This is a genomic window from Maribacter huludaoensis (assembly GCF_029350945.1).
Classification (GTDB): Bacteria; Bacteroidota; Bacteroidia; order Flavobacteriales; family Flavobacteriaceae; genus Maribacter; species Maribacter huludaoensis.
Window position 1 is genome coordinate 316,582 of sequence record NZ_JARKMS010000003.1, and the last position, 23,865, is coordinate 340,446.

Below are 23,865 nucleotides of genomic sequence, written 5' to 3' on the forward strand. Positions count from 1 at the left end.
ATGGATAGACAAGGCAATGTATTAAATAAAGAACAATATATAGGAGCCCCTATAGAAAGAGCGCACTTACACCGTGGTTTTAGTTCTAAAAAAACACCTATAAAATGGATTCGTTTTTTCAGGGCCTGTGTATTACAACGAGAAATAGCCCAAGAACAAAAGAGTAAGCGTATAAAGAAAATTTGGTTTATTCTTCTTGGTGTTTTCTTATGTAATTTTTTATCAATTCCGTTGAACTTTATATCCGAGACAATAGGAGCATTTTTTGGAGTAATAGGTATGCTCACTTGTCCTGGGTTGATCGTTGCGGGTATCATGACCTATTTAACGAACAAGAAGTTTAAAAAGAATTTTACAGACGGTTTTGACTTTTTTGCCGATTACTTTTCTGCCTTGTTTACCTTGATAGAAGAAGACTTGCAGTTAGATTCTAGAATAGCCTTAGAGGCGAATGTAAAAGATACGGTAACAGAAGAAAACCTGATTAAAAATGAATCGTACACAAGTGAATCTAGGGGATTTATATCTGGCGTAGAAAAAAACTATGAGCGGGTCATTAGTAAAGGGTCCTGTTTTTTTAATGATGAATCGCTTATCTTCTTTCAGTTTAGTGAAAGAACAAGAGAACGTATTATTAAAAAAAGGGGAAGCTCTGGTAAAAGAAAAACAAAGCACAAGTATAGGGCTGCATATCCTTTTACCATTAAAATGAAAATACCGAAACACAAATATCAATTAAACCCCTCGATAGATACAACTCAAATAAGCTTTGCTGAAGATGATGAATATTACGTATTTAAGGTATACCGAAAATTCGATGTAAAAAAAGAAAATCCGGCTCAATACAATCCGTATGAAGAAAGTAGCATTTCTTCATTTGCTGTAGATTATTTCTCTTTAGAAGTTATTAACCTGATCAACACCTGCTACAGTTGTGTAACACCTAGCGCTTAATCTTATGGAAGAAAATAAAATACGTTGCGAAGAATTTACAGGATTGTTTGTAGTTCGCAATTGCGAAAATAAACCGACCATAGTTTGTTATAAATGCAAGAAGAACGTATGTAACATACATGCGTTTAAAGCCAATAAAATTGTAAGTCAAAATAGCGGACTTCAAGTTTATAAAAAAAAGAACGCCATATTATGCATTAGTTGCTTTGTAGAATTCGATGCAAGATTGACCAACGATATTGAGCTCTATTCAAAAGATAGGTCTGTTTGGAGAAGGAAAATGATCAATAGATTCCATGAAGAATACCCGTATATGGTATTTATGGCAGATGATTATGGTAGTTTATTTGATAGCAGTTCAACGGTTTTCTTGCATGATGATTCTGATGATGGGTCTTATTTTGACAGTTAATGAATGTACTATTAATAACTCAAAATTATCCGCCTAATAAAGGTGGTATGGCAGTTTCTTGTGATCGCTTGGTTCGTAATTTTAAGCGAAACGGCGTTACGGTTCATGTCATTCATTTTACGAATAGAAAAAAAAAGTTCAAAACAGATATCGTTGTAAAAGGAACCTATTCTGCAGTACCTTTTGAGACCTCGGAGGAGTTTACCTTATCGCTGGCTTCTGAATTTATACAACAACTCCCCTATTTAGATACTTTGACCCACGTTGGTGTGTTTGGAGGCAACCTACCGCTTAATATCGGACCTATTTTAGCTAAATGGATACAAAAACCGCTTATTACTTTTATAAGAGGAAATGATTTTGACGAAGGTATCTTTTCAAAGAAGCGAAATCAATTATTATATGCGTTAGAGAACTCTAGTCATGTATTTACCGTTACGAGCGAGAAAAGAGAAAAGATTGAACGCCTAGTAACACATAACAATACTTATTTTACGCAAAACGGAATCAATACAGGGTTATGGAAACCGGCTAAAAGTCATCTTAGAAGTATAGATGCTTTACATAAGTCGTTCAATTCTAAAATACCGATAGCCTTTGTAGGGCAATTAAAAGCTAAAAAGGGTGTTGTAAATTTTGTTGAAACCTTTGCAAAATTTCCCCTTAAGAACGATTTTGTTCTTTGTTTAATAGGTGATGTAGCCGAAGAAACAAAAACATACATTCTAAATCTAGATATTAATGTTCAGTTTTTTGCTTTCGCGAATCAGAATGAACTTGTTTCGTTCTACAATGCCATTAGTATCGTTGCCATACCTTCTTTTTATGACGGTATGCCGAATGTACTGTTAGAAGCAGCAGCAACGAAAAACATAGTAATCGGTTCGAATGTAGGTGGAATAAAAGATGTAATAAGTGATAAAACGGATGGATTTTTATACCACCCATTACAGCCGAATGAACTGTTAGATATTCTGCTGCAAATACATAAAATGACACCTGCAGAAAAGGAAGCTATGGCTGAGGTATTGTATCAGAAAGTTAAAACAAAGTATACCGAAGAAATAGAAATATCAAATTACCTAAATATTTTAAAACCATGAAAAAATTACATCTACTTTTTGTACTATCATTGCTTCTATTAGGAAGCTGTAAAACAGAAAACAAGAATTCATCTAGCTCAGCAGAAACTACTACTGAAGCAAGTGCGACAACCAATAGCCTCGATGTTACCATAGCAAACGCTGACGGAGCATTAATTGGAGGTTTTGATCTATCGCCTATAAAAATCGTTGCGAACAATACGACCTATACTTTTAAAAGTAAACCAGACAAGCATAAATTCTATGCCAACGGAAAAATGAAGTATGAGGTAAAGTTCAAAGAAGGAAGTTTAAAATTACGTGATAAAGATTCTGATTTGTTGTGGAAAGTAAAGATATACCCAGACAAAGTAAAAATCTCTAATAATGAGGAGAATGAAAATGCTTTTGAAGTCCGTCCTTATGATGATAAAATTAAGGTGAAACGTAATGAAGAAGAATTATATAGGGTAAATCTAGAAGGTAACATTGTAAAGGTGAACGATACCGAAGCTTTTACACTTTCTTCAAATCAAGAAAGTTATGTGTATGCAATTTTGGCGATAGATGAGATACCTAATGAGCATAAAATGTTCATTATCGCAGAATTATTAAATAAGATATAGTGTATTTATTTTATGTCTATGGTGCCGGTTTTGGGCATATAAACAGGGTTCTGAATTACATATACACACAAAATATTCCACTGGCGGATTGTGTGTTGTTGACAAACTCTATTTACCATGACCGGGTACCAAAAGATATAAAAACGATACATAAAGAAGATGCATTCTTTAAGGATAAAGAAGGTTTCGACCTCTTTCTTCGAAACTGCATAACGGATTATAAGATAGCTACTTTGGTTGTTGATGTTTTCCCTGCGGGATTTTACGGGGAACTCGAAAATAGCATCACAGAACTTACTACCATACAGACCGTATTACTGGTTCGCATATTACATAAAGATTACTTTGAAAAATATGAGAGGCCCGTTTACGATGTCATATATAGCCTTGAAAAGGGAGTTATGCTGGCGAATTATAATTACAAGGAAGTAATTCCACTAACACTACAATTAAAACCAAGAGAATGTTCACAAGAAGTAACACTTAAGAAACCCTATTTTTTGGTGATGCACTCCTCCCCTATAGATGAGGTTTTGTTATTGTACAGACAAGCGCTATTGTACCGCACAAATGAACACATTTATATCTATTCATTTTCTAAAATTCCAGAACAGCAAGTCTTTAAAAATTCTAGTGTTATTCATAGTGTTGGTATAGCAGATAAGCATTTAAAAGAGGCGTCAAAAATCTTTACTGGAAGTGGGTTTAATAGTATTCTAGAAACTAAGAAATATAGAGAAAAACAGCATGTATTGCCTTTTAAACGAAAGTATGATGACCAGTTTTTGAGGAAGCGGTTGCTTTGAAAGGTATTAAAATAGTAGAGCAGCTGATGTTGAACTTAACAGATATTAATGAATTTGAAATAAACTGGTAATCATACTAACTTTCACCATCATATCTCATATCTAATTCCTAACTTAGCCATGTAGACTTTAGGAGTAGCTATTTCATAGTTTGAGAAATATCCTTAGAACCTGATTTGATTAATATCAACGTAGGGAAAAGTTATCGGGAACAACTACCTGTACTTTCCAATTATCATTTCAATTTCAAATTCCCCTAGTTTACACTGTAATCAAATCAATGTGGCCATGCGCTCTTGATTAAATTTTTAAGCAGATGATAAACATAATCGTAAACGACACCCCTCACCTATTTAGGCCTGACACTACTTTAGACCGTATTATCAAAGAATTGAAGATTTCCGAAAATGGCATTGCCGTAGCGGTCAATGAGAATATTATTACCAAGAGTGCTTGGAACACCAAAACGCTGAACGAAAATGATAAAGTTTTAGTGATCAGGGCTACACAAGGAGGGTAAAATTCCACTTCAAATTAGTAATAACACTAGGTACAAAAGATAACGACCACAAAAATCACCGTACAAGAATATGAAGAATAAAGATACAGCACCTAAACAAGGCGGTATAACCCGTAAACCATTTCCCAATTCCCAAAAAATTTACGTACCGGGAAAATTGTATCCTGAAATAAAGGTAGCAATGCGCGAAATAACGTTGACGGATACCATAGATTCCTTGACCAAAAAGAAAACTCCTAATGAACCGGTAACCGTTTATGATACTTCTGGTCCGTATACCGATCCTAACATAGAGATAGATGTGCACGCAGGTATTGAGAGAATTCGTGAAAATTGGATCAGGGAAAGAGGTAATGTAGAAGAATTGGATACGTACTCATCAAAATATTGCAACGAGAGATTGAACGATAAAAGTTTAGATCACATGCGTTTTAAGCTTTTGAAGAAACCGTTGCGGGCAAAAAAAGGCGAAAATGTTACGCAGCTACATTATGCTAAGAAAGGGATCATTACTCCAGAGATGGAGTATATAGCCATACGTGAAAATCAGCGTATAGATGAAATGACCCAGATTAGGGAACAACATAAGGGTGAGCATTTTGGAGCGTCTATTCCACAAAAGATTACGCCAGAATTTGTAAGGGACGAAGTGGCACGTGGCCGTGCCGTTATACCTTCTAATATTAACCACCCAGAGGCAGAGCCTATGATCTTGGGGCGTAATTTTCTGGTAAAAATAAATGCGAACATAGGTAATTCCGCAGTGACCTCCTCTATTGAAGAAGAAGTGGAAAAGGCGGTCTGGGCATGCCGCTGGGGAGCGGATAACATTATGGACCTGTCAACAGGTGAAAACATTCACGAAACCCGGGAATGGATCATTCGCAACTCTCCTGTTCCGGTAGGTACGGTACCCATTTATCAGGCATTGGAAAAGGTGAACGGAGTTGCAGAAGATCTTACATGGGAGATTTTTAAGGATACCTTAATAGAACAAGCGGAACAAGGCGTAGATTATTTTACCATTCACGCCGGGGTATTGCTGCGTTATATACCAATGACCGCAAAGCGCGTAACGGGTATTGTATCTCGTGGAGGGTCTATTATGGCAAAATGGTGCTTGGCGCATCATAAAGAGAGCTTTTTATATACCCATTTTGAAGAGATCTGCGAGATTTTAAAACAGTATGATGTGGCATTCTCATTAGGTGATGGTCTACGCCCGGGCTCGGTAGCTGATGCCAATGACGAAGCTCAGTTTGCAGAACTGGAAACCTTAGGGGAATTAACACAAATTGCGCGCAAGCATGAGGTACAATGTTTTATTGAAGGTCCTGGTCATGTTCCCATGCATATGATCAAGGAAAATATGGAAAAGCAGATCCAAGTCTGTGATGAAGCACCTTTTTACACTTTAGGACCCTTGACTACCGATATTGCACCGGGTTATGATCATATAACCTCTGGAATAGGTGCGGCAATGATTGGCTGGTACGGTTGCGCCATGTTATGCTATGTAACCCCAAAAGAACATTTGGGCCTACCCAATAAAGAAGATGTTCGTGTAGGTGTGGTAACCTACAAATTGGCAGCCCATGCCGCAGATCTCGCCAAAGGTCACCCGGGTTCTCAACACCGTGACAATGCATTAAGCAAAGCACGATTTGAGTTTAGATGGGAAGACCAATTCAACTTAGGTTTAGATCCAGAGCGCGCCTGCGAGTATCATGATGAAACTTTACCTGCGGCAGGGGCCAAAATTGCACACTTCTGCTCCATGTGCGGACCCAAATTCTGTTCCATGAAAATATCTCAAGAAGTACGGGATTTTGCAGCAAGCAATGAAATTGTAAACAATGAGGTCATTCAAAAGGGAATGGATGAAAAGTCAAAAGAATTTAAAGAGAAAGGTTCAGAAGTCTATCTTTAAGTGTTTAAGGAAGTTCCCACGCTAAAAAGCGTGGGCAGGCTTTCCATTTCAATCTTTTGCAAAAAGGCAAAAGGATTTTCATTGCAATCCTTAACTCAAAAAAATGATCGTACTAATAGCACCGGAAAAAGATATTCCTAACGAAATTGAACTGCTACATCAATTGTTTCAGGAAGGTTTGGAATATTATCATCTAAGAAAACCTTTTAAGGACTATCAAGAACATTGTGATTATTTGAATGCTATAGATTCAAAATATCATAATAGAATCGTAGTACACTTACATCATGAGCTGATCAATGATTATTCTCTAAAAGGGTTGCATTTTCAAGAACAAATGCGAATAGATCATATTGATAACCCCGGTCAGTACTTTAAAAAACTGAATATGTATGGTAAAACCATAAGTTCCTCTTTTCATGACCCACAGGTATTGGAAAATTGTGAATTTGAGTTCGATTACCATTTGCTGAGTCCCGTTTTTACATCCATCTCTAAAAAGGGATATGAAGGTAAAGGTTTTAATGTCAACCATAGTACTAAATTGGTTATAGGTATGGGCGGTATTACCAATACCAACATAGCGGAAACCTTAAGTTTAGGGTTTAGGGGAATTGGGGTCTTAGGCGGTGTATGGAATATGGACAACCCTATACAAAGCTTTATAAGCTTAAAAACGGCATATGAGCAGGTATGGATGGAAAAGCGGCAGGCACAATTAGAGAACAATACAAAAGGCAATTAAGCAGTAAAATATATGATTCCGAAATTACACTATATATCACAGGGACAAACACCCGAAGAGCATTTAGAACACATTCAAAAAGCATGTACCGCAGGAGCGGAACTGGTGCAGCTACGCCTAAAGAAGTTACCGGGAAAAACGGTTTGGGAAACCGCAAAAAAAGCAAGGGAGATCACGGAAAAATACCAGACGAGATTAATAATCAATGACTTTTATAAGATTGCAGCTTCGGTAAAAGCGGACGGAGTACATTTAGGAAAGACCGATACCTGCCCTACCGTTGCTAGAAAAGAACTGGCATCATGGCAAATTATTGGCGGTACGGCCAATACCTTAGAAGATTGTGAAGCTTTATTGGATAAGAAAGTGGATTATATAGGTCTAGGTCCTTTTCGTTTTACGAAGACCAAAGAAAATTTGAGTCCGGTTTTAGGCATAAACGGGTATTTGGCCATCCTTGAAGAATTGAAATCGCAGGTACCGGTTATTGCCATAGGTGGTATTGTTTTGGAAGATGTTACGGAACTAATGAAAATCGGTGTTCATGGTATTGCGGTATCTGGCGAAATAACCCGAAACTTCAATTCCATATCAGAATTTAAAAAATTGATTAATGGAGGTCCGCTTGATGAGCAACGATGGATCTCAGATGAAAAAATAAAATAATATGTTACAGATCGCAGATAAAAAGTTTAGTTCACGATTGTTTACGGGGACAGGGAAATTTAGCTCGTCATCATTAATGAAAGAAGCTTTATTGGCTTCTGAAAGTGAGTTGGTCACCGTTGCCCTTAAACGTGTAGATGTGGAAGATACACAAGACGATATATTACGGCATTTACAACATGAACGTATCAATTTATTGCCCAATACATCTGGGGTGCGTACGGCAAAAGAAGCGGTATTTGCCGCTCAATTATCTCGTGAGGCTCTAGAGACCAACTGGGTGAAATTAGAGATACATCCAGATCCAAAATACTTGCTGCCAGACCCAATAGAAACCTTAAAAGCGGCAGAAGAGCTTGTAAAATTAGGTTTTGTGGTGATGCCTTACATACATGCCGATCCCGTTCTGTGCAAACGTTTGGAAGAAGTTGGTGTGCAATGTGTAATGCCGTTAGGCGCTCCAATAGGCAGTAACAAAGGGTTGAAAACACAAGATTTTCTAGAGATTATAATAGATCAGAGCAATGTTCCGGTTATTGTTGATGCCGGTATTGGGGCACCATCACATGCTGCCTTTGCCATGGAATTAGGTGCAGACGCAGTGCTGGTTAATACGGCAATAGCGGTTTCCCAACATCCTGTTAAAATGGCAAAAGCATTTAGAATGGCCGTAACAGCGGGCAGAATGGCCTATGAAGCAAAATTGGCTCCGGTAGTGCATAAAAAAGCCGAAGCTAGTAGTCCTTTAACCAGTTTCTTGAACTAAACAACATGAGCAATTTTAAGTCGGTCTTTGACACCTATAATTGGGATAAAACCTTAGAGAGTATTTTTGCAAAAACGAAGCATGATGTGTTACGTGCCTTGGGCAATTCTAAACGCGATTTAGAAGATTTCAAAGCATTGATATCGCCCGCTGCAAAACCTTATTTGGAGCAAATGGCGCAGTTAAGTCGGCAGTTGACCAAAAAGCGCTTTGGCAATACCATACAAATGTATTCGCCCATGTATTTAAGTAACGAGTGCCAAAATATTTGTACCTATTGCGGATTTAGCATGACCAACAAAATACCGCGTAGAACCTTGACCGATGCTGAAATTTTAAAGGAAGTTGCCTATATAAAATTTAAAGGTTATGACCATATTCTTTTGGTAACCGGTGAGGCAAACAAAATAGTTGGTGTAGACTATATCAATAATGCCTTACAATTAATTCGTTCTCAATTTGCGAACATTACTATTGAAGTTCAGCCTTTATTGCAAGATGAATATGAGCTATTGATCGAAAGCGGATTGTATGCTGTGTTGGTATATCAAGAGACCTATCATAGGGACGAATACAAAAAACACCACCCAAAAGGTAAAAAGTCGAATTTCGATTTTAGGTTGGACACGCCCGATCGCTTGGGCAAGGCGGGTATTCATAAAATTGGATTAGGTGCCTTATTCGGGTTGGAAGATTGGCGTGCCGATAGTTTTTTTACAGCACTACATTTAAAATATTTACAGAAAACCTATTGGAAGACCAAATACTCCATTTCTTTCCCTCGGTTAAGACCACATTCGGGCGGTCTGGAACCTAAAGTTGAAATGACAGATCCAGATTTGGTGCAGCTAATTTGTGCTTTTCGGTTATTGGATGAAGATGTAGAACTTTCCATATCTACACGGGAAAGTGAAATCTTTAGAAATAACATCGTCAATTTAGGCATTACGTCCATAAGTGCAGAATCCAAAACCAACCCAGGTGGGTATGCCGTAGCGCCAGAATCATTGGAGCAATTTGAAATATCCGATGAAAGACCAACGGAACAAATTACGGAAATGCTGAAAGCACAAGGCTTAGATGTGGTTTGGAAAGACTGGTCTAACAATTGGGCCTAAATTTATTTAAATAAACCCTGCAAATTTTCTAAAACCCCAAGTGCCGCTTTTTCACCAGCAATCATTGCCGCATTTAATGAACCATTTAATTGTACATCACCTGCCAAATATATAGTTTCCGTCAAGCGGGTTTCAGAAGGTGATATTTCATATTGCAAATCACTTAATTTTGGTAATGACTTAGGAATGCTGTAGTGTTTTATAAATGAGCAAGTGGTTATACCACAAAATTCTTTCAGCTCCTTTTGTACTTGGTCAACAAGAGTATTCCCGGATAAGCCCTGATTATTCACCACGGTAACCGATAGTAATTCCTTACCGCCATTTACGGATGTCTTAAGACCGGTATGGTAAACAATATTGTTGATCAATGTGTTTTGATCAGGAATTAATCCGATCAACGGTTTTTGAATTGCCCTGTCTTCCGTTTCAAAATACAAAGTATCACAACGCTTCCAATCAATTTTCTGATTCTTTAAGTTTTGAATTAAGCTACTAGCTTCAGTTGCAACGATAATAAAATCACTTACTATTTCTTGACCATTATTAAGAATAATTTTACCATCTACGATTGAGGATACGGCTGAATCATACGTAACCGTCGTATTTTCTAATTTCTGTAATAATTGTTTGGGAATTTCTTCAATACCACCTTTAGGTAATGCAGCACTGCCTTCACCAAACATTTTATAAACAAACTCAAACATTCTGCTAGAGGTTTCTAGTTGGTCTTCTAAAAATATTCCGCTAAAGAAGGGTTTAAAAAAATCATTTATCATACTTTCAGAGAAATCTAGCGCCTTTAAATAGGAAATAGTAGATTGTTCTTTGTCCGAGAAAATTTGATCAATAGTTTTATTTTTAAGTCTGGTATTTAATTTTAGAATCTTTATTTTATCTAAAAATGAGCCAACGTTGGCAAAAAGAGTTGAAAAAAGTAGGGATGTATCTCTTAACGGATCACCGATTACCACTTGTTTTTGATTTTTAAAGATTGATGCCCCAGGCAAGAAGTATTGAAGCTGTAAAGAATCATAATCAAGATATTTTTTGGCAGCGGGATAAGCCGTTAACAAGACCTGGAAACCACGGTCTAATTGATAGTTGTTTATAACATCTGTTTTCACTCTACCACCTACGCTATGGGTAGCTTCAATGAGCACAGGAGAAAAACCATGTTGTTCTAAAACAGTTGCTGCTATTAAACCACTAATACCGGCACCAATAATATGTATTTTACACTCCTGTTTATTCATAACTTATTTTGTTTAACAAATTTACATTAAATATAAACATAATTAGTATTTTTGTTTAAAGTTGATATTGACCGTTATAAACAAAACTACCTGAAAAATGAATTACTTAATAATTGTATGTCAAATTATTGTTGGTTTAAGCATTCTTAATGTTTGGCTAATACAGAATAAGAAGGAAACTAAATGGCGTGGAGGTAATGCCAAAACAATAATAGAAGAGTTTAAGGTTTACGGATTATCGGAAACTATGTGCTATGTTGTAGGATTTTTAAAAGTTACCTTAGCTATTTTATTGCTTGTAGGTATTTGGGTGCCAGTGTTGGTACAACCTGCAGCTTTAGGGTTAGCTGCTTTATTATTAGGTTCTATAATAATGCATTTTAAAATTAAAGATCCGTTATTTAAGTCTTTTCCTGCGGCCTTGTTCTTAACCTTGTGTTTGTTAATAGCCTTTTTATAAAGTTTAGCTTGTAAGTTGTTTACAGAAGTTTATTGCTATAAATAGATTAATAAGACCTAGTATTAATGAAGGTAGCGATTCTGCTATGCTATCTTTAATTTTGATTCTAACACCAAAACCCAAGAACATAAGCAGAGTAAGACCGGCTGCAGATACGAAAACCAGTATAGGAGAAAGGAAATATCCTAAAATTAGGCCAAGCCCTCCCAATAGTTGCAGGTAACCGATTAGTATACGTTGATTTTTTAACCCGAACCTAGCGAATTCGTTTATCATTTTTTGTGCAGTTAAACATTCATAACCATAGTATAGAAAAGCACTGCTAGAAAGAAATATGGCAATTTTGAGTATGGTCATTCGTTTGTTTTAAATGCAAGAATGGTAATTTGGGTAAAAATCCAATTAATTTAATCGTTCGATCTTTTTCATAATCTGATCGGCTTCAAACGTTTTTTGATCACTCATTTTTCTATTTGTTGTAGACAAGGTATGTGCCTCTTTTAAAAGCTTTTCATATTGAGATTGTAACTTTTCTTTCTCTGATTTCTTTTTAAATATTCCGAACATATTTATTTAGATTTAAGCAGTGTATACTGCAATTATACTGATATTAGATAAAGATACGTATTGTTTAATAATTTTATATTAAAATTAAACAAAATAACATAATAGCATATTTCGTTTTCTTACAGTGGTGTAAGTAATAGGCACTACTGTTAAATAAATATTGGTAGAACCAGAATTATTTTAACATTTTAAGTTTTAAGTAAAACTTATTAATTAGAATGTTGTATAGCCTTGGATGATTGGTGTTATAAGAAGTTTCTTGGGCAGTTAATCCGCTCGCAACCTAGAAATTACCGTACCTACATTTTTTTCTTCAAACTTGCTTAAAAATTTTAGCGCGTAGGTAACTATTTTTGATTTTGGAGCTTTTATAAGTTTCCCAAGTTTTAAAACCGTGTTGTCCATTTGCTGAATAGCTACATCTTGGTGCTCATTCCCTAAACCCCAAAGTAAATTTGCATTTAACCATGAAACTTTGCGGGCTTTAGCCAAACTAAAATTTATAATTTCTTCATCGGTATTTTTTCCTGCAAAATCAAGTAAAAACAATAATGGAGAAACACGGCTTAGGCGGTCTTGCATTTCGTTCACAATATTACCTAAAATAGAATTTACTGTATTGAAATCATTTTCAATATCGGTAATTTGCTTGCTTTGCATTACTGCGCTTGCTGCTAAACCCAAATCAAGATTAATGTGGGTATTGATACCTAACATGATATGTTGTAGAATGGTTAAAGGGTCATTTTTAGTATCAAATGCAATTTGCCATGATTTACTAATAGGTTGGTTTTCACTATAACCGCGGTATGCATCTAAGTAGTAATTGGCAAAGGCAACATCAAAGATTTCCATTCGGGCATTATCTTCAAAATTGCCCAATTGAACTTCTTTAAGTATTTCGGCGGTGACTCTTCTGTATAAAAAAGCAAAGTACCCTATGCGATCGTTGTTGGCTATGGCACTATCTATGATTTCGTCCAATTGAATTAGGACTTCTTGTATGGTAGTCGGTCGGTTGATCTTTATTTAAAATTTACGATACTGATTTTTAAAATGTCCTTAAAAATATTCATTTCTAATTGTTACGATGCTATATAAATCATGTTTTTATAATTCCCTAATTTTCACATTTCTAAACCAAGACTCAAAATACCAATTCTGAAATGCAATTTTGCCCTTACTAGTTTTTCCGAAATCTGGTGCATCTTTAAATTTGGAGTTGGCAACTTTATTTTTCCAAGCTATGGAGTTTAAATCTTCTTCGGCTGTAAGTACACCATTAAGATAAAATTGAATTTTTCCGTCTTGTTGGATTATTCGTGAAGTATTCCATTCCCCTACCGGATTGGCTTCAACAGTATTTAATTGAGGTGACAATCCCCATATGGTACCAGGTCTTTTTAAAGGGGTTTTGGTATCCATATGTTCTGGTTCTAAAAGTTGATATTCTACACCAGTGTTGTAAGTTGCCTTATATTTGGGAGTTTCTTGGACATTGATAAATATGCCACCATTACCTCTAAGTGCCATTTGCCAATCGAATTGCAGCTCATAATTTTCATAGTCCTTATCGGTAACTAAATCTCCAAATATTTTACTTTCGTCAGTAGCATTACAAAATATCATTCCGTCCTTTACTTCCCAAGCCGAGAATTGTGTGGAATCCGGGTTGTTAAAAAGATGCCATCCTTTTAATGACTCGCCATTAAAAAGTAAGCTCCAACCCTGCTCTTTTTCTATATCCAGTAATTTGTTGTGAACTTTATTTTTTGCGGCTATTTCCTTAGAACGCGAAATCTCAAAAGCTTTTTTTTTGTCGGTATTACAAGAAGCAGTGATTACTACAGTTAGTACTGAAAAACATATAAAAACTTTGGTCATTGGTTATTTGTTGGAAGTGTAATTAGTAATACAACAAGTTGAATATAGGACTAAATTACTAATTTAGAATTAATGATAGATAATCTGTAATTCTACAGGTAAAGTATTATTTAAATGAATAGAAATTAGCCCGTTTAGCAATACTATTTTTAGTTATTTCTACCTGTTCTTTATTATTTAATTACACAACAATTATCAGTAGCACATTTACAGTGATTTCTATTATATAAATGCAGGATGATTAAAGCAATGGCCGGTATGTAGATAACAAATTCCGGTATAGAAAAGAGTTCTATTTTTTCATTGATTACTATAGCTGTTAACACTGTATAAGTACTCCAAAGCATTGGTTTTATCCATTTTAGTGTTGTATTTTTTGTTGACCAAAATATGGCAAGAAATGAAATAGCCAAGAACACGTAATCTAAAGATTTCCACCACACAGGCGGACCACTGTAAAAGGTTGCTGCACTAGCTTGGACAAGAAATAGAAACGGAGTGGCAATACAATGAACAAGACATAAGGAACTGGCAAAAGTTCCTAAAATGTCAGATTTTTGTTTAATTAATAGCATTGAGGTTATTGTTAATACAACTAAGTTGCAAATGTAATTATAATATTTGTTAATGCAACAAAGTTGCGTTATATTTGTTTTATGGGAGTAATTAGAAAAACAAAGGCTGTTGAGGTATTACTTAATGAGTTTAGCACAGGCTCAGTGGCCATTTCTGCAAAAGCTTTGATAGAGCAATTGGGAGAAATGTTTAATAAAACCACTATTTACCGTGTGTTGGATAAGTTGGAAGATGATGGAGTTCTACACTCCTTTTTAGGGAAAGATGGATTAAAATGGTATGCAAAATGCAATGGCTGTACCTCTAAAGAACATAAAGATGTTCATCCACATTTTCAATGTTTACAGTGTGGTAAGGTAGATTGTTTGCCCGTACATGTATCACTTCCCGAAATTCCAAACAGAAAAATAGAGATATCACAATTATTGATACAAGGTAAGTGCGAAGCATGTTTTGTTTAAATGCATGAAAGTATTCTAAGTAAACGTGGGCATATTCATTTTACAAACGTGCCATACTTCTCATAGTATCCAATTCAGATGCATTTTTAAGGTGTATTGGTAAAAACAATTATTTTATTATTTATTTTTGAAGCTTCCCATGAAGAACGCTAAGCATCTTATAGCCTTGTTTTATGTTACCTTGATATTGTTATTCAAGGTTGCAGGTCTTCATTCGCTTACTCACCATACAGATGATACAGATATTCAACATTGTGAAGTCTGTCATATTACTACAGCCGTTAATTTTACGCCCTTAGTAGAGGTTGAAACTTCAGCCATACCAAAAGTGGTTTTCTATGTAGTGCCGGCTAAAGTCAGTACCGTAACCCCTGTTGAAGCCAACAATGATAGGTTTCTATCTAGTTATCTCTTTACTAGACCACCTCCACAATCGGTATAATCCATTTGTAATTTTGCTTGTTTCATTTTTGAGATAAGTATTCGGTTTTCAATCATTTACTAGTTTTTATAACCTCTTATTCCAAGGAGGTTGCAGTGATTGTAACTGATTTATTATATACGGATTCCATACAGATTCTAGCTATTTCTACTAGAACTTAAATACTTGAACGCTCTGTTTATCATTGCGCAGCACGGTATTTACATCATATACATTCAATTTTAATACATAACATTTATATGCTTAAAGCAGTAAACATAACCAAGTCCTACAGCGGGAAAATGGCTTTAAAAGACGTTTCTTTTGAAGTATCAAAAGGTGAAATATTTTGTCTTCTAGGGCAAAATGGAGCGGGTAAAACCACAACCATCAATATCTTTTTGGGGTTTATAAAAAAAGATGGTGGACAAGCCTTTGTTGGCAATAAAGAAGTAGGTGTCCATGATACCAATACGCTTACTGCTTACATTCCAGAAACCGTTCAGCTATACGGTAATATGAGCGGTATAGAAAACCTTAATTTCTTTAGTCGTTTGGCAGGTTTTTCCTATTCCACGCCAGAATTGGAAGATTTTCTGAGCAAAACAGGTTTGCAGAAAGATGCACAGCACAAAAGACTTTCCTCCTATTCTAAAGGAATGAGACAGAAAGTAGGTATAGCGGTTGCCCTTGCCAAAAATGCTGAAGTCATTTTTATGGATGAGCCTACTTCTGGTCTTGATCCCAAAGCCACAGCAGAATTTACCAAAATCTGTAAGGAATTGGCAGCTATGGGCAAGGTAATATTTATGGCTACACATGATATTTTTAATGCTGTAGAATTGGGTACTACGATCGGAATAATGAAAGAGGGTGTTTTAGCGCAAAAAATGAAAGCTAGCGAAATAAACGCCAATGAACTTAATCAACTTTATTTAGAAACTATTTAATATAATGAGACACTATATAACAACCATCCTACTAATGCTTATGTGCCATGCTGCATTGGCTCAAATGAACATTAACGGAAAAATTACCGATAATAACGCATCACCTATTTTTGGTGCTACCATTTCATATGTACTTGAAAACACGACCAAAAAAGGAGGAACGGTTACCGCAGAAGATGGTAATTTTAGTTTTGAGCTTTCTACAACCGGTAATTATCAAATTACGGTAAGCTACATAGGTATGAAAACCCTTAGCTTTCAAAAATCATTCAATCAAATGACCGATTATGATTTGGGCACAATTAACCTTCAAGAAAATATAGAGCAATTACAGTCCGTTGAAGTCATAGGTAGAGCAAGAACGGATTACAATAGTGATTATTCTTTTTCGGCAACAAAAGTAGCCATTGCCAATAAAGAATTGCCACAAGCCATAACTTCGGTTACCAAAGAGTTAATTGCGGACCGATTAGCTTTTCAAGTTCCAGATGCCGTAAAAACGGTTAGTAACGTATCGGTTACGGGCTTGTACAATCATTATAATATTCGAGGGATTACGCAGGCAGATGATGGGCAGGTATTGAACGGTATGCGTACCCGTCAATATTACTTTCTACAGCCTATTACTTCTCACTTAGAACGTGTTGAAGTTATAAAAGGTCCGTCTTCGGTTACTTTTTCTAGCGCAGATCCAGGGGGTACCGTAAACATGGTAACCAAAAAACCATTGACAGAAAAGCGTAGTGAGGTTTCTTTGACAACAGGTAGCTTTGGAACGTTAAGAGCCACGGCAGATTTTACAGGTCCGTTGAACGAATCTAAAACCCTTCTATATCGTTTTAATGCCGCAATTCAAGAAGCAGATTCGTTTAGAGATGTGGTAAACAACAATGCCATTTTGCTCTCGCCTTCTTTAAGTTATATACCGAACGAAACAACTTCGTTGAATGTTGAAATGATCTATAGTGATGCGGTAGGTAATTTAGACAGAGGGCAGCCGATCTTTGGGGCTATCAATGGTAATTATGATATCAATAGTACGCCAATTACAATGAACGTGGGTGCATCTACCGATCACTACAAGAACAAAGAGTTCATATTCATGGCGAACTTCAGTAAAAAGTTATCTGACAATTTAGGTTTCAATGCGCAGTTTATGAAGCAAACTTGGGATGAGGATCTAGCTGAGCATAGAGTGGATGGAACTGCCGTAGATATTGATGGAAATGTTATTCCTACCCTAGCAAGAATGCGATATGATGAAAGACAGCAATACTGGGAGACCGATAATTTTAGCACCTATTTTACGTATGACATTAAAACAGATAGGATTACCAATAAAATATTGGTTGGTTACGATGGTACACGTTGGGAAAGAAAGATTGGAGCAGGATTCTTAAGAGCCAGAAGGTATTTAACGGTTGATGGCGGTCAAGCAAACTACGACCCTGCTAATCCTGGTAATTATCAGCAAATGGTGGTAGATGGTGTAACCATGCCTGTACCTGCTGTGCCTCATTTTAACTTTGCAGACCCCTTTAACGGTGCTAGAAATACAAATGCTTATAATTTGGCAGAATTAAGTATTCCTGCAAACTTGAATACTTCAAATGGTTTCTATATTCAAAATCAGTTTAAAGTCGGCAAATTTTCAGCTTTAGTGAATTTAAGATATGAACGGTTTACTGATATTTTTGATTATGAAGGTGATGAGCAAGAGTTTACAAATGACGCCATTGTACCTAGGTTTGGTCTAACCTATGAAGTTTCTAATACCGTAAGTGCATATGCTACCTATTTAGAAGGTTTTCAACCGCATACAAACACCGTATCGTTATCACCAACTGCTGAAGGTTTCTTTTGGTCCACTTCACCAAGCAGATTTGACCCACTGGAAAGTAGTTTAACGGAATTTGGGGCTAAAGGAGAGTTCTTGAACGGAAAAATATTTGCCAACCTAGCCATATTCAATATTACCCAAAAGAACATTTTATTAGGGGATACCTATGATTTGGACAATCTGACGACTAGAGGTGAGCAAAGAAGTAGAGGGTTTGAAATGGATGTATCCGGTTATATAGCATCAAATTTTCAACTTACCGCTTCTTATGGGTATGCAGATGCCGAGATTGTAGAAGATGCCATAGAGGAATTTATTGGCGAGCCAATTGGTGGGGCCCCTAAGCATAATGCAACTATTTGGGGTAGATATGATTTTACGAACAACACTTTAAAAGGTATTGGAGTTGGCTTGGGCGCCCAATTTATGGATGAGCGCTTTACATGGTATAATCCAACATACGACACGGATAGATTGCTGTTACCATCTTATACCGTATTTGATGCAGCGGTATATTACAAGCCTAACAACACAAGTATGCAATTAACGCTAAAAATCAATAATTTATTTGATGAAACCTATTGGTTGGGTGGGCTAAACCCCTCAAGATTAGGACCTGGTGCACCAAGAAATATATTATTGAACGCCACTTATAAATTTTAAGTATGCGAAAGAATGTAATTGTATTATTGGCCCGGCAACTATGGCAAGATGCCTTTAGGTCTAAGGTCATGTTAGTAGCATCAACGCTAATGCTGTTCTTGTTGCTTTTTTCTGCTTATACCGGGTGGGAGAATTATCATGACCAGAATTTTACGAGAGATGAAATTCAAGAGGAAGTCCAAGAAAGTTGGGAAAATAATCCAGATAAACACCCGCATAGAATGGCCCATTACGGGTCGTTCGCTTTGCGGTTAAAACATGTGTTAAGTGTTTTTGATCTAGGTATGGAAAACTTTGTAGGTAACGCCGTTTTTCTAGAGGCGCATAAACAGAATACCGTAAACTTTTCAGAAGCTAGTATGTCTACCGGGTTGTTGCGTTTTGGGGAAGTGAGTATGGCTATGCTGTTAAAAGTAATAGTCCCTTTATTAATTTTCTATTTAGGATTTGCCACCATAGCAAGGGAACGGGAAAACGGAACATTGAAACTTTTGATAGGTCAAGGTATAACACGTAAAGAAATAGTTTTCGGAAAATGGCTTGGTTTGTGGAGTCTTTCCTTGTTGTTTCTGGGCGCTATATTTTTGGTACTGTTGTTGTTTGTACTAGTGGAATCTCATGATACCATGCACTCAGATAGCATATTTAGATATCTGGTACTACTATGTGCTTATTTAATGTTCTTTGGAATTTTAAGTGCCATTACTATTTTGATTTCAGCCTTTAGTGCATCGGCAAAAGGTGCCTTGGTAAAATTGTTGGGTATTTGGTTATTGTTCGTAGTTATTGTTCCAAAATCATTACAGGCAGTTGGTTTTTACCTATACCCTACCCCTTCTAAAATTGAAATGGAAACTGCGGTGGAACATGATCTGGCCCAGATAGGAGATAGTCATGATCCTAATGACCCACACTTTAAAGCATTGAAAGATTCTGTATTACGTGTACATAACGTAGAAAAGGTTGAAGACCTTCCTTTTAATTATGGTGGTTTTGTGATGTCTAAAGGAGAAGCTATGAGCACTAAAGTGTATTTAAAGCATCAAGAAAATTTGTACAAAGTGTATAATAAGCAGAATAATGTAGAACGTATGTCTGCATTCATCAATCCATATACCGCGATCAAGAATTTGTCTATGGCATTCTCAGGAACCGATTTTCAATCTTTTCTACACTTTAAGGACAAAGCGGAAACATATCGTTTTACCCTCGCCCAAGAAATGAATCAGCTGCAAATGGATTTAATTCCGAACAAGGGAAAAGCCGGTCCTAATACCATTTCAAGTAATTATTGGAAAGAATTTCCGCCCTTTGAATATCATTTCTTAAGCATTGCGGATGTATTTAAAAATGAAGTCATTTCATTGCTAGCTTTAATGTTATGGGGAGTATTATCCGTTTTTGCATTGTTAAGATTGTCAACAAACCTAAAAGCCATATAGATGTATAGATTATTATTTAAATCATTTTTTAGGACAAGAATATTTATGGTTAGCCTGGCTTTATTGTTGACCGTTGGTGTTATAGGTATTTTAATTGGGAAGCAATATTTAGTTAAACAAGAAAAAACCATTGCCGCCGCTCAAGTTTTTCAGGAAGAAAGCATTAAAAAGAACATTCAGTATCATAGTGAGGACTTAGGGCTGCTTTTGTATTATTTGAGGTTTACCTTAATTAAGAAACCCGAAAATATTAGTGCTATTTCCATTGGGCAGAGTGATGTCAATCCGTTGTTACAAGCGGTAACCATTCGCGCTTTAGAGGGGCAAAAATACGATACCGATTTTGAGAATCCTTCATTGCTCATTTCTGGCAATTTAGACCTAGGTTTTGTTATTATATATCTCTTTCCTTTGATATTGATAGCCATGACCTTTAATTTATACTCAGAAGAAAAGGAATTGGGTACATGGCGCATATTGGCGGCACAAACATCGGGGAAAGCACAATTTTTATTTAAAAAACTTCTGGTTAGAATAGTGTTTGTATTTGCTGTGCTGATATTCTTAATGATTCTGGCAAGTACTATTTTACAAATTCCGATGAATGCCAATTTTTGGGCAATTTTTCTTCTAAGTGTATTGTATATTTTGTTTTGGAGTGCATTGTGTTTTTGGATGGTTACTTTTTTAAAGAATTCCAGTTTTAATGCTTTGGCGCTAATTTCGATCTGGGTGGTATTAACTATTTTATTTCCTGCCTTAGTGAACAATTATGTGATAAACACCTATCAAGTACCAGAAGCGTTAGATGCCATGGTAGAGCAAAGAGATGGGTATCATGAGAAATGGGATATGAAAAAAGATATTACCATGAACGGTTTTATAGGCTCATATCCACAATTTATAAAATATGAAGTTCCTGAAGATGAATTTAGTTGGATCTGGTATTACGGCATGCAACATATGGGAGATATGGCAGCCAAGGAAACTAGCCAAGAAATGACGGATAAGATAATGCTTAGAAATAAGGTAAGTGAACAAATTGCGCTATTGGTGCCTACCATGCATGCACAGTTAAGCTTTAATAAACTTGCAGGTACGGATATGGTGAGCCATTTGTCGTTTTTAGAGGCGCTGACCAATTTTCATAAAAATTTACGTGAAGGTTTTTATACCAAGATATTTGATCATAAATCTGCAGATGGAGTAGATTGGCAAAATTACAAAGCTAAATTTTACGAATTAGATTATGGCTTTAGCTGGCTAAAGCTTCTACTGCCCTATTTATTAACGTCAATAATTATTGGGGTCTTAACAAGTATAAACTTAAGAAGATTATAAAGAGCAAAAAGGCTGGAAGAAATTCTGGCTTTTTTTATAACATAAAGCTTTGTCATTAGATATTTTACACATAATATTTTTATTTTATGTACAAGGTAATGTTTTATGTTTAGAAGCTATTACATTGTAATGACACTAAATAAGCGGCATTTTAGGTGTAATAATTACATATAAAGATACTTTTACGCCTTTAAACAGAATTAATTTTTCATTCTAAGTCAATGGGGTACTTTTCGTCTTTCAAACCTCAAACTCAAATTAATGAAACTCGAATTAGTAATTGTTGATGATTCACCTCTTTGGTTGTCATTGGCAGAAAAGCTCGCTAAAACCCACCCAATGGTCGGTAAGGTTACGACCTTTGAAGATTCTTATGACGCTTGGGTGCATATACAGATCAACAAGCCTCAGTTTGTTATTTCAGACATAGAAATGCCTGGCATGAACGGGCTCTCATTTTTAGAAATGTTCAGTTATCGGTTACCTTTTATTTCAACCTCTACAAAACAAGAATTTGAAGAAGTTGCAAGAGAATTAGGCTGCATAGATTTTATAACCAAACCCTTTTCTAAGACAGACATACATCATTCTATAGATTCTGTTTATTATCACATGTATGGTAAAAAGGTTGGGTAGTTAATTCATTGATTATCTCTACATATTATAGATGACAATCATTTCTTAATTATAGACATAATATTTAGATTGGTTATATTTACTTTTTTAGGTAGATAATTATATTTTAAAACGTATACATAACCATGACCCCCGAAAAAGATATTTTTAGTAGTAAAGAAGGCAGATGGGATTTTGCAATTGCGATTATCGTAATAGCTTTATTCTCTATTTTTATTTACCTGTATATATTTACCAAAGAAGATAAAATTGCAGATTCTACTATTGAATTGGAAACCACTGAAGAATCACCTTTACCTACTTCTTATCATGCTAAAGAACGAACATATGTATATTCTAGTTCAGATATTTATGTACCGGTAACAATACCTGCAAAAGATGCTATAGACCCTAACAAAATAATGGCAGTCGTTATTTCCGATACGACAATTACTGAAGCCGATTTTGAAAACGATAAGTTAGATGCTATTATTGAGAAAGAAACCTTTAAAAAACAGCCAAGTCTAGCAACATCAGAGTCTCAAGAAATAATGTTGGATTCTGTTGTGGAAAATAATGGGTCTACGGTGATAGAAGAGACGGTTATTTCAAAAAAAGAAGTGCCAACAAAAATATCTGATAAGGCTATGGTTTCTAGTCCAGAAACCAAGTTTGAATGTATGGCAATGGTGGGGGTTTTTAAAGATGAAAATAATATATCTGCTATTGTCAAAAGATTAAAAGACTTAGGGTATACACATACACAAGGTTCTTACCCAAAAGGATTAACCTATGTAAGTGTACCGGTTGATTGTGCTAATGAATCGAAAAAGAAGGAACTAATTTCAGAATTAAATAAAGCTTTCGGTATAGATTCTTATGTTAAAAAGCGGTAGTGCTTTAAGCATGTTCAGTAATAAGTAACTATTTCAAAATGAATAAGGTTGCATAGTTTGCATTCTTCATCTGCGCGTTTTAATACTTCACAATTTAATTTTTTTTAAAATTGAGATTAGTGTAAACAAATTGGTTTTTCTAAAGACCGTATTGCTTAGTACATTGCTACCTGTAACAACTGAAAATTGCTTGTTCGTTTCATTTATTATTTTGTTTTTAAAGGTGTTAGGCCTGTGTTCAAGGAATTTTTTAATAATAATTCATGATATTAGTATAATTTAAGATACAAGTGGTCTTTTAGTTTATAATAACAAAGAATGGGAAAACCATCGGTTTGCGAAGAAAGCGTTTACAACGAGATTTATAAAACCCATGCCAAAGATTTGCGCAATTACCTGTATTATAAGTTTGGGAATATGCAAAGGGCAGAAGATATTGTTCATGATTCATTTGTAAAATTATGGTCTAAGTGCAGTACGGTAGTTTATGAGAAAGTTACCGGTTTTTTATACAAAATATCCCGTAACTTAATGATAGACACTTTACGTACCAATAAGGTGGCCTTAAAATTTGAAAAAGGATTGGTGCAAGCGCATGATAATGAAGACCCTTATTTTACACTAAGGACTAAAGAGTTTCAAATAAAATTGGAGTCCGTAATATCAGCTTTACCAGAAAAGCAACGCGAAGCTTTTTTAATGAATAGAATAGATAAACTTACGTACAAAGAAATAGCGGTTAGATTAGAAGTTAGTGAGACCGCTATTGAAAAACGTATTTCAAAGGCCTTGATAAAATTGAACAGCATTGCGGAAATTAAAGATTTTTCTATTTAGGCGGTTGGTTAAATAGCTTTAAAAACGTATT

At 35.6% G+C, this 23,865-nt stretch carries 27 protein-coding genes and 1 riboswitch; of the genes, 21 read left to right on the forward strand and 6 right to left on the reverse strand.

Going from position 1 to position 23,865, the window contains the following annotated elements; translation table 11 throughout:
• The 11 genes from PXC01_RS11380 to thiH all read left to right on the forward strand — a co-directional run bounded on the left by PXC01_RS11380 (window position 1) and on the right by thiH (window position 9,625).
• Window positions 1-954, forward strand: coding sequence for a hypothetical protein (locus PXC01_RS11380; protein ID WP_276472421.1), 954 nt, complete (start codon window positions 1-3; stop codon window positions 952-954).
• 4 nt (window positions 955-958) lie between these two features.
• The gene (locus tag PXC01_RS11385; RefSeq protein ID WP_276472422.1) at window positions 959-1,366 is read left to right on the forward strand and encodes a hypothetical protein; all 408 of its coding nucleotides are present in this window, start codon (window positions 959-961) and stop codon (window positions 1,364-1,366) included.
• Window positions 1,366-2,469, forward strand: coding sequence for a glycosyltransferase family 4 protein (locus PXC01_RS11390; protein WP_276472423.1), 1,104 nt, complete (start codon window positions 1,366-1,368; stop codon window positions 2,467-2,469). Before PXC01_RS11385 ends, PXC01_RS11390 begins: the two co-directional genes overlap by 1 nt.
• Window positions 2,466-3,074 carry a hypothetical protein gene (locus PXC01_RS11395; protein ID WP_276472424.1) on the forward strand — a complete coding sequence of 203 codons (609 nt, stop codon included), beginning with the start codon at window positions 2,466-2,468 and terminating at the stop codon, window positions 3,072-3,074. Before PXC01_RS11390 ends, PXC01_RS11395 begins: the two co-directional genes overlap by 4 nt.
• Window positions 3,074-3,880 (forward strand): hypothetical protein, encoded by an 807-nt coding sequence (locus tag PXC01_RS11400; RefSeq protein ID WP_276472425.1) that lies wholly within the window; start codon window positions 3,074-3,076, stop codon window positions 3,878-3,880. The genes PXC01_RS11395 and PXC01_RS11400 overlap by 1 nt, the downstream gene beginning before the upstream one ends.
• A 121-nt stretch (window positions 3,881-4,001) precedes the next feature.
• Window positions 4,002-4,095, forward strand: a riboswitch (TPP riboswitch).
• Between the two features lie 101 nt (window positions 4,096-4,196).
• Entirely contained in the window at window positions 4,197-4,400 is a 204-nt protein-coding gene (gene thiS, locus PXC01_RS11405) for a sulfur carrier protein ThiS (RefSeq protein ID WP_276472426.1), read from the forward strand.
• A gap of 70 nt (window positions 4,401-4,470) precedes the next feature.
• Window positions 4,471-6,330, forward strand: coding sequence for a phosphomethylpyrimidine synthase ThiC (gene thiC, locus PXC01_RS11410; RefSeq protein ID WP_276472427.1), 1,860 nt, complete (start codon window positions 4,471-4,473; stop codon window positions 6,328-6,330).
• A gap of 103 nt (window positions 6,331-6,433) precedes the next feature.
• Complete coding sequence (locus PXC01_RS11415; RefSeq protein WP_276472428.1) at window positions 6,434-7,075, forward strand: thiamine phosphate synthase; 642 nt, start codon at window positions 6,434-6,436, stop codon at window positions 7,073-7,075.
• Window positions 7,076-7,087: 12 nt separating this feature from the next.
• A complete protein-coding gene (gene thiE, locus PXC01_RS11420) occupies window positions 7,088-7,741 on the forward strand; it encodes a thiamine phosphate synthase (RefSeq protein WP_276472429.1) in 654 nt (217 codons plus the stop codon).
• A gap of 1 nt (window position 7,742) precedes the next feature.
• Entirely contained in the window at window positions 7,743-8,507 is a 765-nt protein-coding gene (locus PXC01_RS11425; RefSeq protein WP_276472430.1) for a thiazole synthase, read from the forward strand.
• A 5-nt stretch (window positions 8,508-8,512) separates the two neighbouring features.
• Window positions 8,513-9,625, forward strand: coding sequence for a 2-iminoacetate synthase ThiH (gene thiH, locus PXC01_RS11430; RefSeq protein WP_276472431.1), 1,113 nt, complete (start codon window positions 8,513-8,515; stop codon window positions 9,623-9,625).
• Between the two features lie 2 nt (window positions 9,626-9,627).
• Here thiH and PXC01_RS11435 read toward each other — a convergent pair whose 3' ends face one another.
• On the reverse strand, window positions 9,628-10,881 hold the full coding sequence (locus tag PXC01_RS11435; protein WP_276472432.1) for an FAD-dependent oxidoreductase: 1,254 nt from the start codon (window positions 10,879-10,881) through the stop codon (window positions 9,628-9,630).
• 97 nt (window positions 10,882-10,978) lie between these two features.
• On the opposite strand from PXC01_RS11435, the gene PXC01_RS11440 reads away from it, so the two are divergent.
• Window positions 10,979-11,341 (forward strand): DoxX family protein, encoded by a 363-nt coding sequence (locus PXC01_RS11440; protein ID WP_276472433.1) that lies wholly within the window; start codon window positions 10,979-10,981, stop codon window positions 11,339-11,341.
• Window positions 11,342-11,344: 3 nt separating this feature from the next.
• On the opposite strand, the gene PXC01_RS11445 is transcribed toward PXC01_RS11440, so the two are convergent.
• The 5 genes from PXC01_RS11445 to PXC01_RS11465 all read right to left on the reverse strand — a co-directional run bounded on the left by PXC01_RS11445 (window position 11,345) and on the right by PXC01_RS11465 (window position 14,367).
• On the reverse strand, window positions 11,345-11,698 hold the full coding sequence (locus PXC01_RS11445) for a DoxX family protein (RefSeq protein ID WP_276472434.1): 354 nt from the start codon (window positions 11,696-11,698) through the stop codon (window positions 11,345-11,347).
• Between the two features lie 45 nt (window positions 11,699-11,743).
• The gene (locus PXC01_RS11450; protein WP_276472435.1) at window positions 11,744-11,908 is read right to left on the reverse strand and encodes a Lacal_2735 family protein; all 165 of its coding nucleotides are present in this window, start codon (window positions 11,906-11,908) and stop codon (window positions 11,744-11,746) included.
• A 267-nt stretch (window positions 11,909-12,175) separates the two neighbouring features.
• Window positions 12,176-12,937, reverse strand: coding sequence for a DUF5995 family protein (locus tag PXC01_RS11455; protein WP_338089469.1), 762 nt, complete (start codon window positions 12,935-12,937; stop codon window positions 12,176-12,178).
• A gap of 81 nt (window positions 12,938-13,018) precedes the next feature.
• Window positions 13,019-13,792, reverse strand: coding sequence for a 3-keto-disaccharide hydrolase (locus PXC01_RS11460; protein ID WP_276472436.1), 774 nt, complete (start codon window positions 13,790-13,792; stop codon window positions 13,019-13,021).
• A gap of 173 nt (window positions 13,793-13,965) precedes the next feature.
• Complete coding sequence (locus PXC01_RS11465) at window positions 13,966-14,367, reverse strand: MerC domain-containing protein (RefSeq protein ID WP_276472437.1); 402 nt, start codon at window positions 14,365-14,367, stop codon at window positions 13,966-13,968.
• A gap of 81 nt (window positions 14,368-14,448) precedes the next feature.
• On the opposite strand from PXC01_RS11465, the gene PXC01_RS11470 reads away from it, so the two are divergent.
• The 9 genes from PXC01_RS11470 (at window position 14,449) to PXC01_RS11510 (ending at window position 23,834) form a co-directional block, all read left to right on the forward strand.
• Window positions 14,449-14,829, forward strand: a complete 381-nt coding sequence (locus tag PXC01_RS11470) for a Fur family transcriptional regulator (protein WP_276472438.1) — start codon at window positions 14,449-14,451, stop codon at window positions 14,827-14,829.
• Window positions 14,830-14,968: 139 nt separating this feature from the next.
• Window positions 14,969-15,271, forward strand: a complete 303-nt coding sequence (locus PXC01_RS11475) for a hypothetical protein (protein WP_276472439.1) — start codon at window positions 14,969-14,971, stop codon at window positions 15,269-15,271.
• 239 nt (window positions 15,272-15,510) lie between these two features.
• Window positions 15,511-16,200 carry an ABC transporter ATP-binding protein gene (locus PXC01_RS11480; protein WP_276472440.1) on the forward strand — a complete coding sequence of 230 codons (690 nt, stop codon included), beginning with the start codon at window positions 15,511-15,513 and terminating at the stop codon, window positions 16,198-16,200.
• 4 nt (window positions 16,201-16,204) lie between these two features.
• Window positions 16,205-18,703: a TonB-dependent receptor gene (locus PXC01_RS11485; protein WP_276472441.1), complete on the forward strand. Its 2,499-nt coding sequence runs from the start codon at window positions 16,205-16,207 to the stop codon at window positions 18,701-18,703.
• 2 nt (window positions 18,704-18,705) lie between these two features.
• Window positions 18,706-20,145, forward strand: coding sequence for an ABC transporter permease (locus PXC01_RS11490; protein WP_276472442.1), 1,440 nt, complete (start codon window positions 18,706-18,708; stop codon window positions 20,143-20,145).
• Window positions 20,146-21,486 carry a DUF3526 domain-containing protein gene (locus PXC01_RS11495; RefSeq protein WP_276472443.1) on the forward strand — a complete coding sequence of 447 codons (1,341 nt, stop codon included), beginning with the start codon at window positions 20,146-20,148 and terminating at the stop codon, window positions 21,484-21,486.
• Window positions 21,487-21,747: 261 nt separating this feature from the next.
• The gene (locus tag PXC01_RS11500; protein WP_276472444.1) at window positions 21,748-22,122 is read left to right on the forward strand and encodes a response regulator; all 375 of its coding nucleotides are present in this window, start codon (window positions 21,748-21,750) and stop codon (window positions 22,120-22,122) included.
• A gap of 125 nt (window positions 22,123-22,247) precedes the next feature.
• Entirely contained in the window at window positions 22,248-22,997 is a 750-nt protein-coding gene (locus tag PXC01_RS11505) for an SPOR domain-containing protein (protein WP_276472445.1), read from the forward strand.
• Between the two features lie 318 nt (window positions 22,998-23,315).
• On the forward strand, window positions 23,316-23,834 hold the full coding sequence (locus tag PXC01_RS11510; RefSeq protein WP_276472446.1) for an RNA polymerase sigma factor: 519 nt from the start codon (window positions 23,316-23,318) through the stop codon (window positions 23,832-23,834).
• Window positions 23,835-23,865 lie beyond the last annotated feature (31 nt).

Coding starts and splice junctions, on each gene's coding strand:
- PXC01_RS11505 (WP_276472445.1), top strand. CDS start 22,248: ATGACCCCCGAAAAAGATATTTTTAGTAGTAAAGAAGGCAGATGGGAT.
- thiE (WP_276472429.1), top strand. CDS start 7,088: ATGATTCCGAAATTACACTATATATCACAGGGACAAACACCCGAAGAG.
- PXC01_RS11500 (WP_276472444.1), top strand. CDS start 21,748: ATGAAACTCGAATTAGTAATTGTTGATGATTCACCTCTTTGGTTGTCA.
- PXC01_RS11485 (WP_276472441.1), top strand. CDS start 16,205: ATGAGACACTATATAACAACCATCCTACTAATGCTTATGTGCCATGCT.
- PXC01_RS11450 (WP_276472435.1), bottom strand. CDS start 11,908: ATGTTCGGAATATTTAAAAAGAAATCAGAGAAAGAAAAGTTACAATCT.
- PXC01_RS11490 (WP_276472442.1), top strand. CDS start 18,706: ATGCGAAAGAATGTAATTGTATTATTGGCCCGGCAACTATGGCAAGAT.
- thiS (WP_276472426.1), top strand. CDS start 4,197: ATGATAAACATAATCGTAAACGACACCCCTCACCTATTTAGGCCTGAC.
- PXC01_RS11445 (WP_276472434.1), bottom strand. CDS start 11,698: ATGACCATACTCAAAATTGCCATATTTCTTTCTAGCAGTGCTTTTCTA.
- PXC01_RS11510 (WP_276472446.1), top strand. CDS start 23,316: ATGGGAAAACCATCGGTTTGCGAAGAAAGCGTTTACAACGAGATTTAT.
- PXC01_RS11435 (WP_276472432.1), bottom strand. CDS start 10,881: ATGAATAAACAGGAGTGTAAAATACATATTATTGGTGCCGGTATTAGT.
- PXC01_RS11385 (WP_276472422.1), top strand. CDS start 959: ATGGAAGAAAATAAAATACGTTGCGAAGAATTTACAGGATTGTTTGTA.
- PXC01_RS11495 (WP_276472443.1), top strand. CDS start 20,146: ATGTATAGATTATTATTTAAATCATTTTTTAGGACAAGAATATTTATG.
- PXC01_RS11465 (WP_276472437.1), bottom strand. CDS start 14,367: ATGCTATTAATTAAACAAAAATCTGACATTTTAGGAACTTTTGCCAGT.
- thiH (WP_276472431.1), top strand. CDS start 8,513: ATGAGCAATTTTAAGTCGGTCTTTGACACCTATAATTGGGATAAAACC.
- PXC01_RS11415 (WP_276472428.1), top strand. CDS start 6,434: ATGATCGTACTAATAGCACCGGAAAAAGATATTCCTAACGAAATTGAA.
- thiC (WP_276472427.1), top strand. CDS start 4,471: ATGAAGAATAAAGATACAGCACCTAAACAAGGCGGTATAACCCGTAAA.
- PXC01_RS11475 (WP_276472439.1), top strand. CDS start 14,969: ATGAAGAACGCTAAGCATCTTATAGCCTTGTTTTATGTTACCTTGATA.
- PXC01_RS11425 (WP_276472430.1), top strand. CDS start 7,743: ATGTTACAGATCGCAGATAAAAAGTTTAGTTCACGATTGTTTACGGGG.
- PXC01_RS11460 (WP_276472436.1), bottom strand. CDS start 13,792: ATGACCAAAGTTTTTATATGTTTTTCAGTACTAACTGTAGTAATCACT.
- PXC01_RS11480 (WP_276472440.1), top strand. CDS start 15,511: ATGCTTAAAGCAGTAAACATAACCAAGTCCTACAGCGGGAAAATGGCT.
- PXC01_RS11440 (WP_276472433.1), top strand. CDS start 10,979: ATGAATTACTTAATAATTGTATGTCAAATTATTGTTGGTTTAAGCATT.
- PXC01_RS11390 (WP_276472423.1), top strand. CDS start 1,366: ATGAATGTACTATTAATAACTCAAAATTATCCGCCTAATAAAGGTGGT.
- PXC01_RS11395 (WP_276472424.1), top strand. CDS start 2,466: ATGAAAAAATTACATCTACTTTTTGTACTATCATTGCTTCTATTAGGA.
- PXC01_RS11470 (WP_276472438.1), top strand. CDS start 14,449: ATGGGAGTAATTAGAAAAACAAAGGCTGTTGAGGTATTACTTAATGAG.
- PXC01_RS11380 (WP_276472421.1), top strand. CDS start 1: ATGGATAGACAAGGCAATGTATTAAATAAAGAACAATATATAGGAGCC.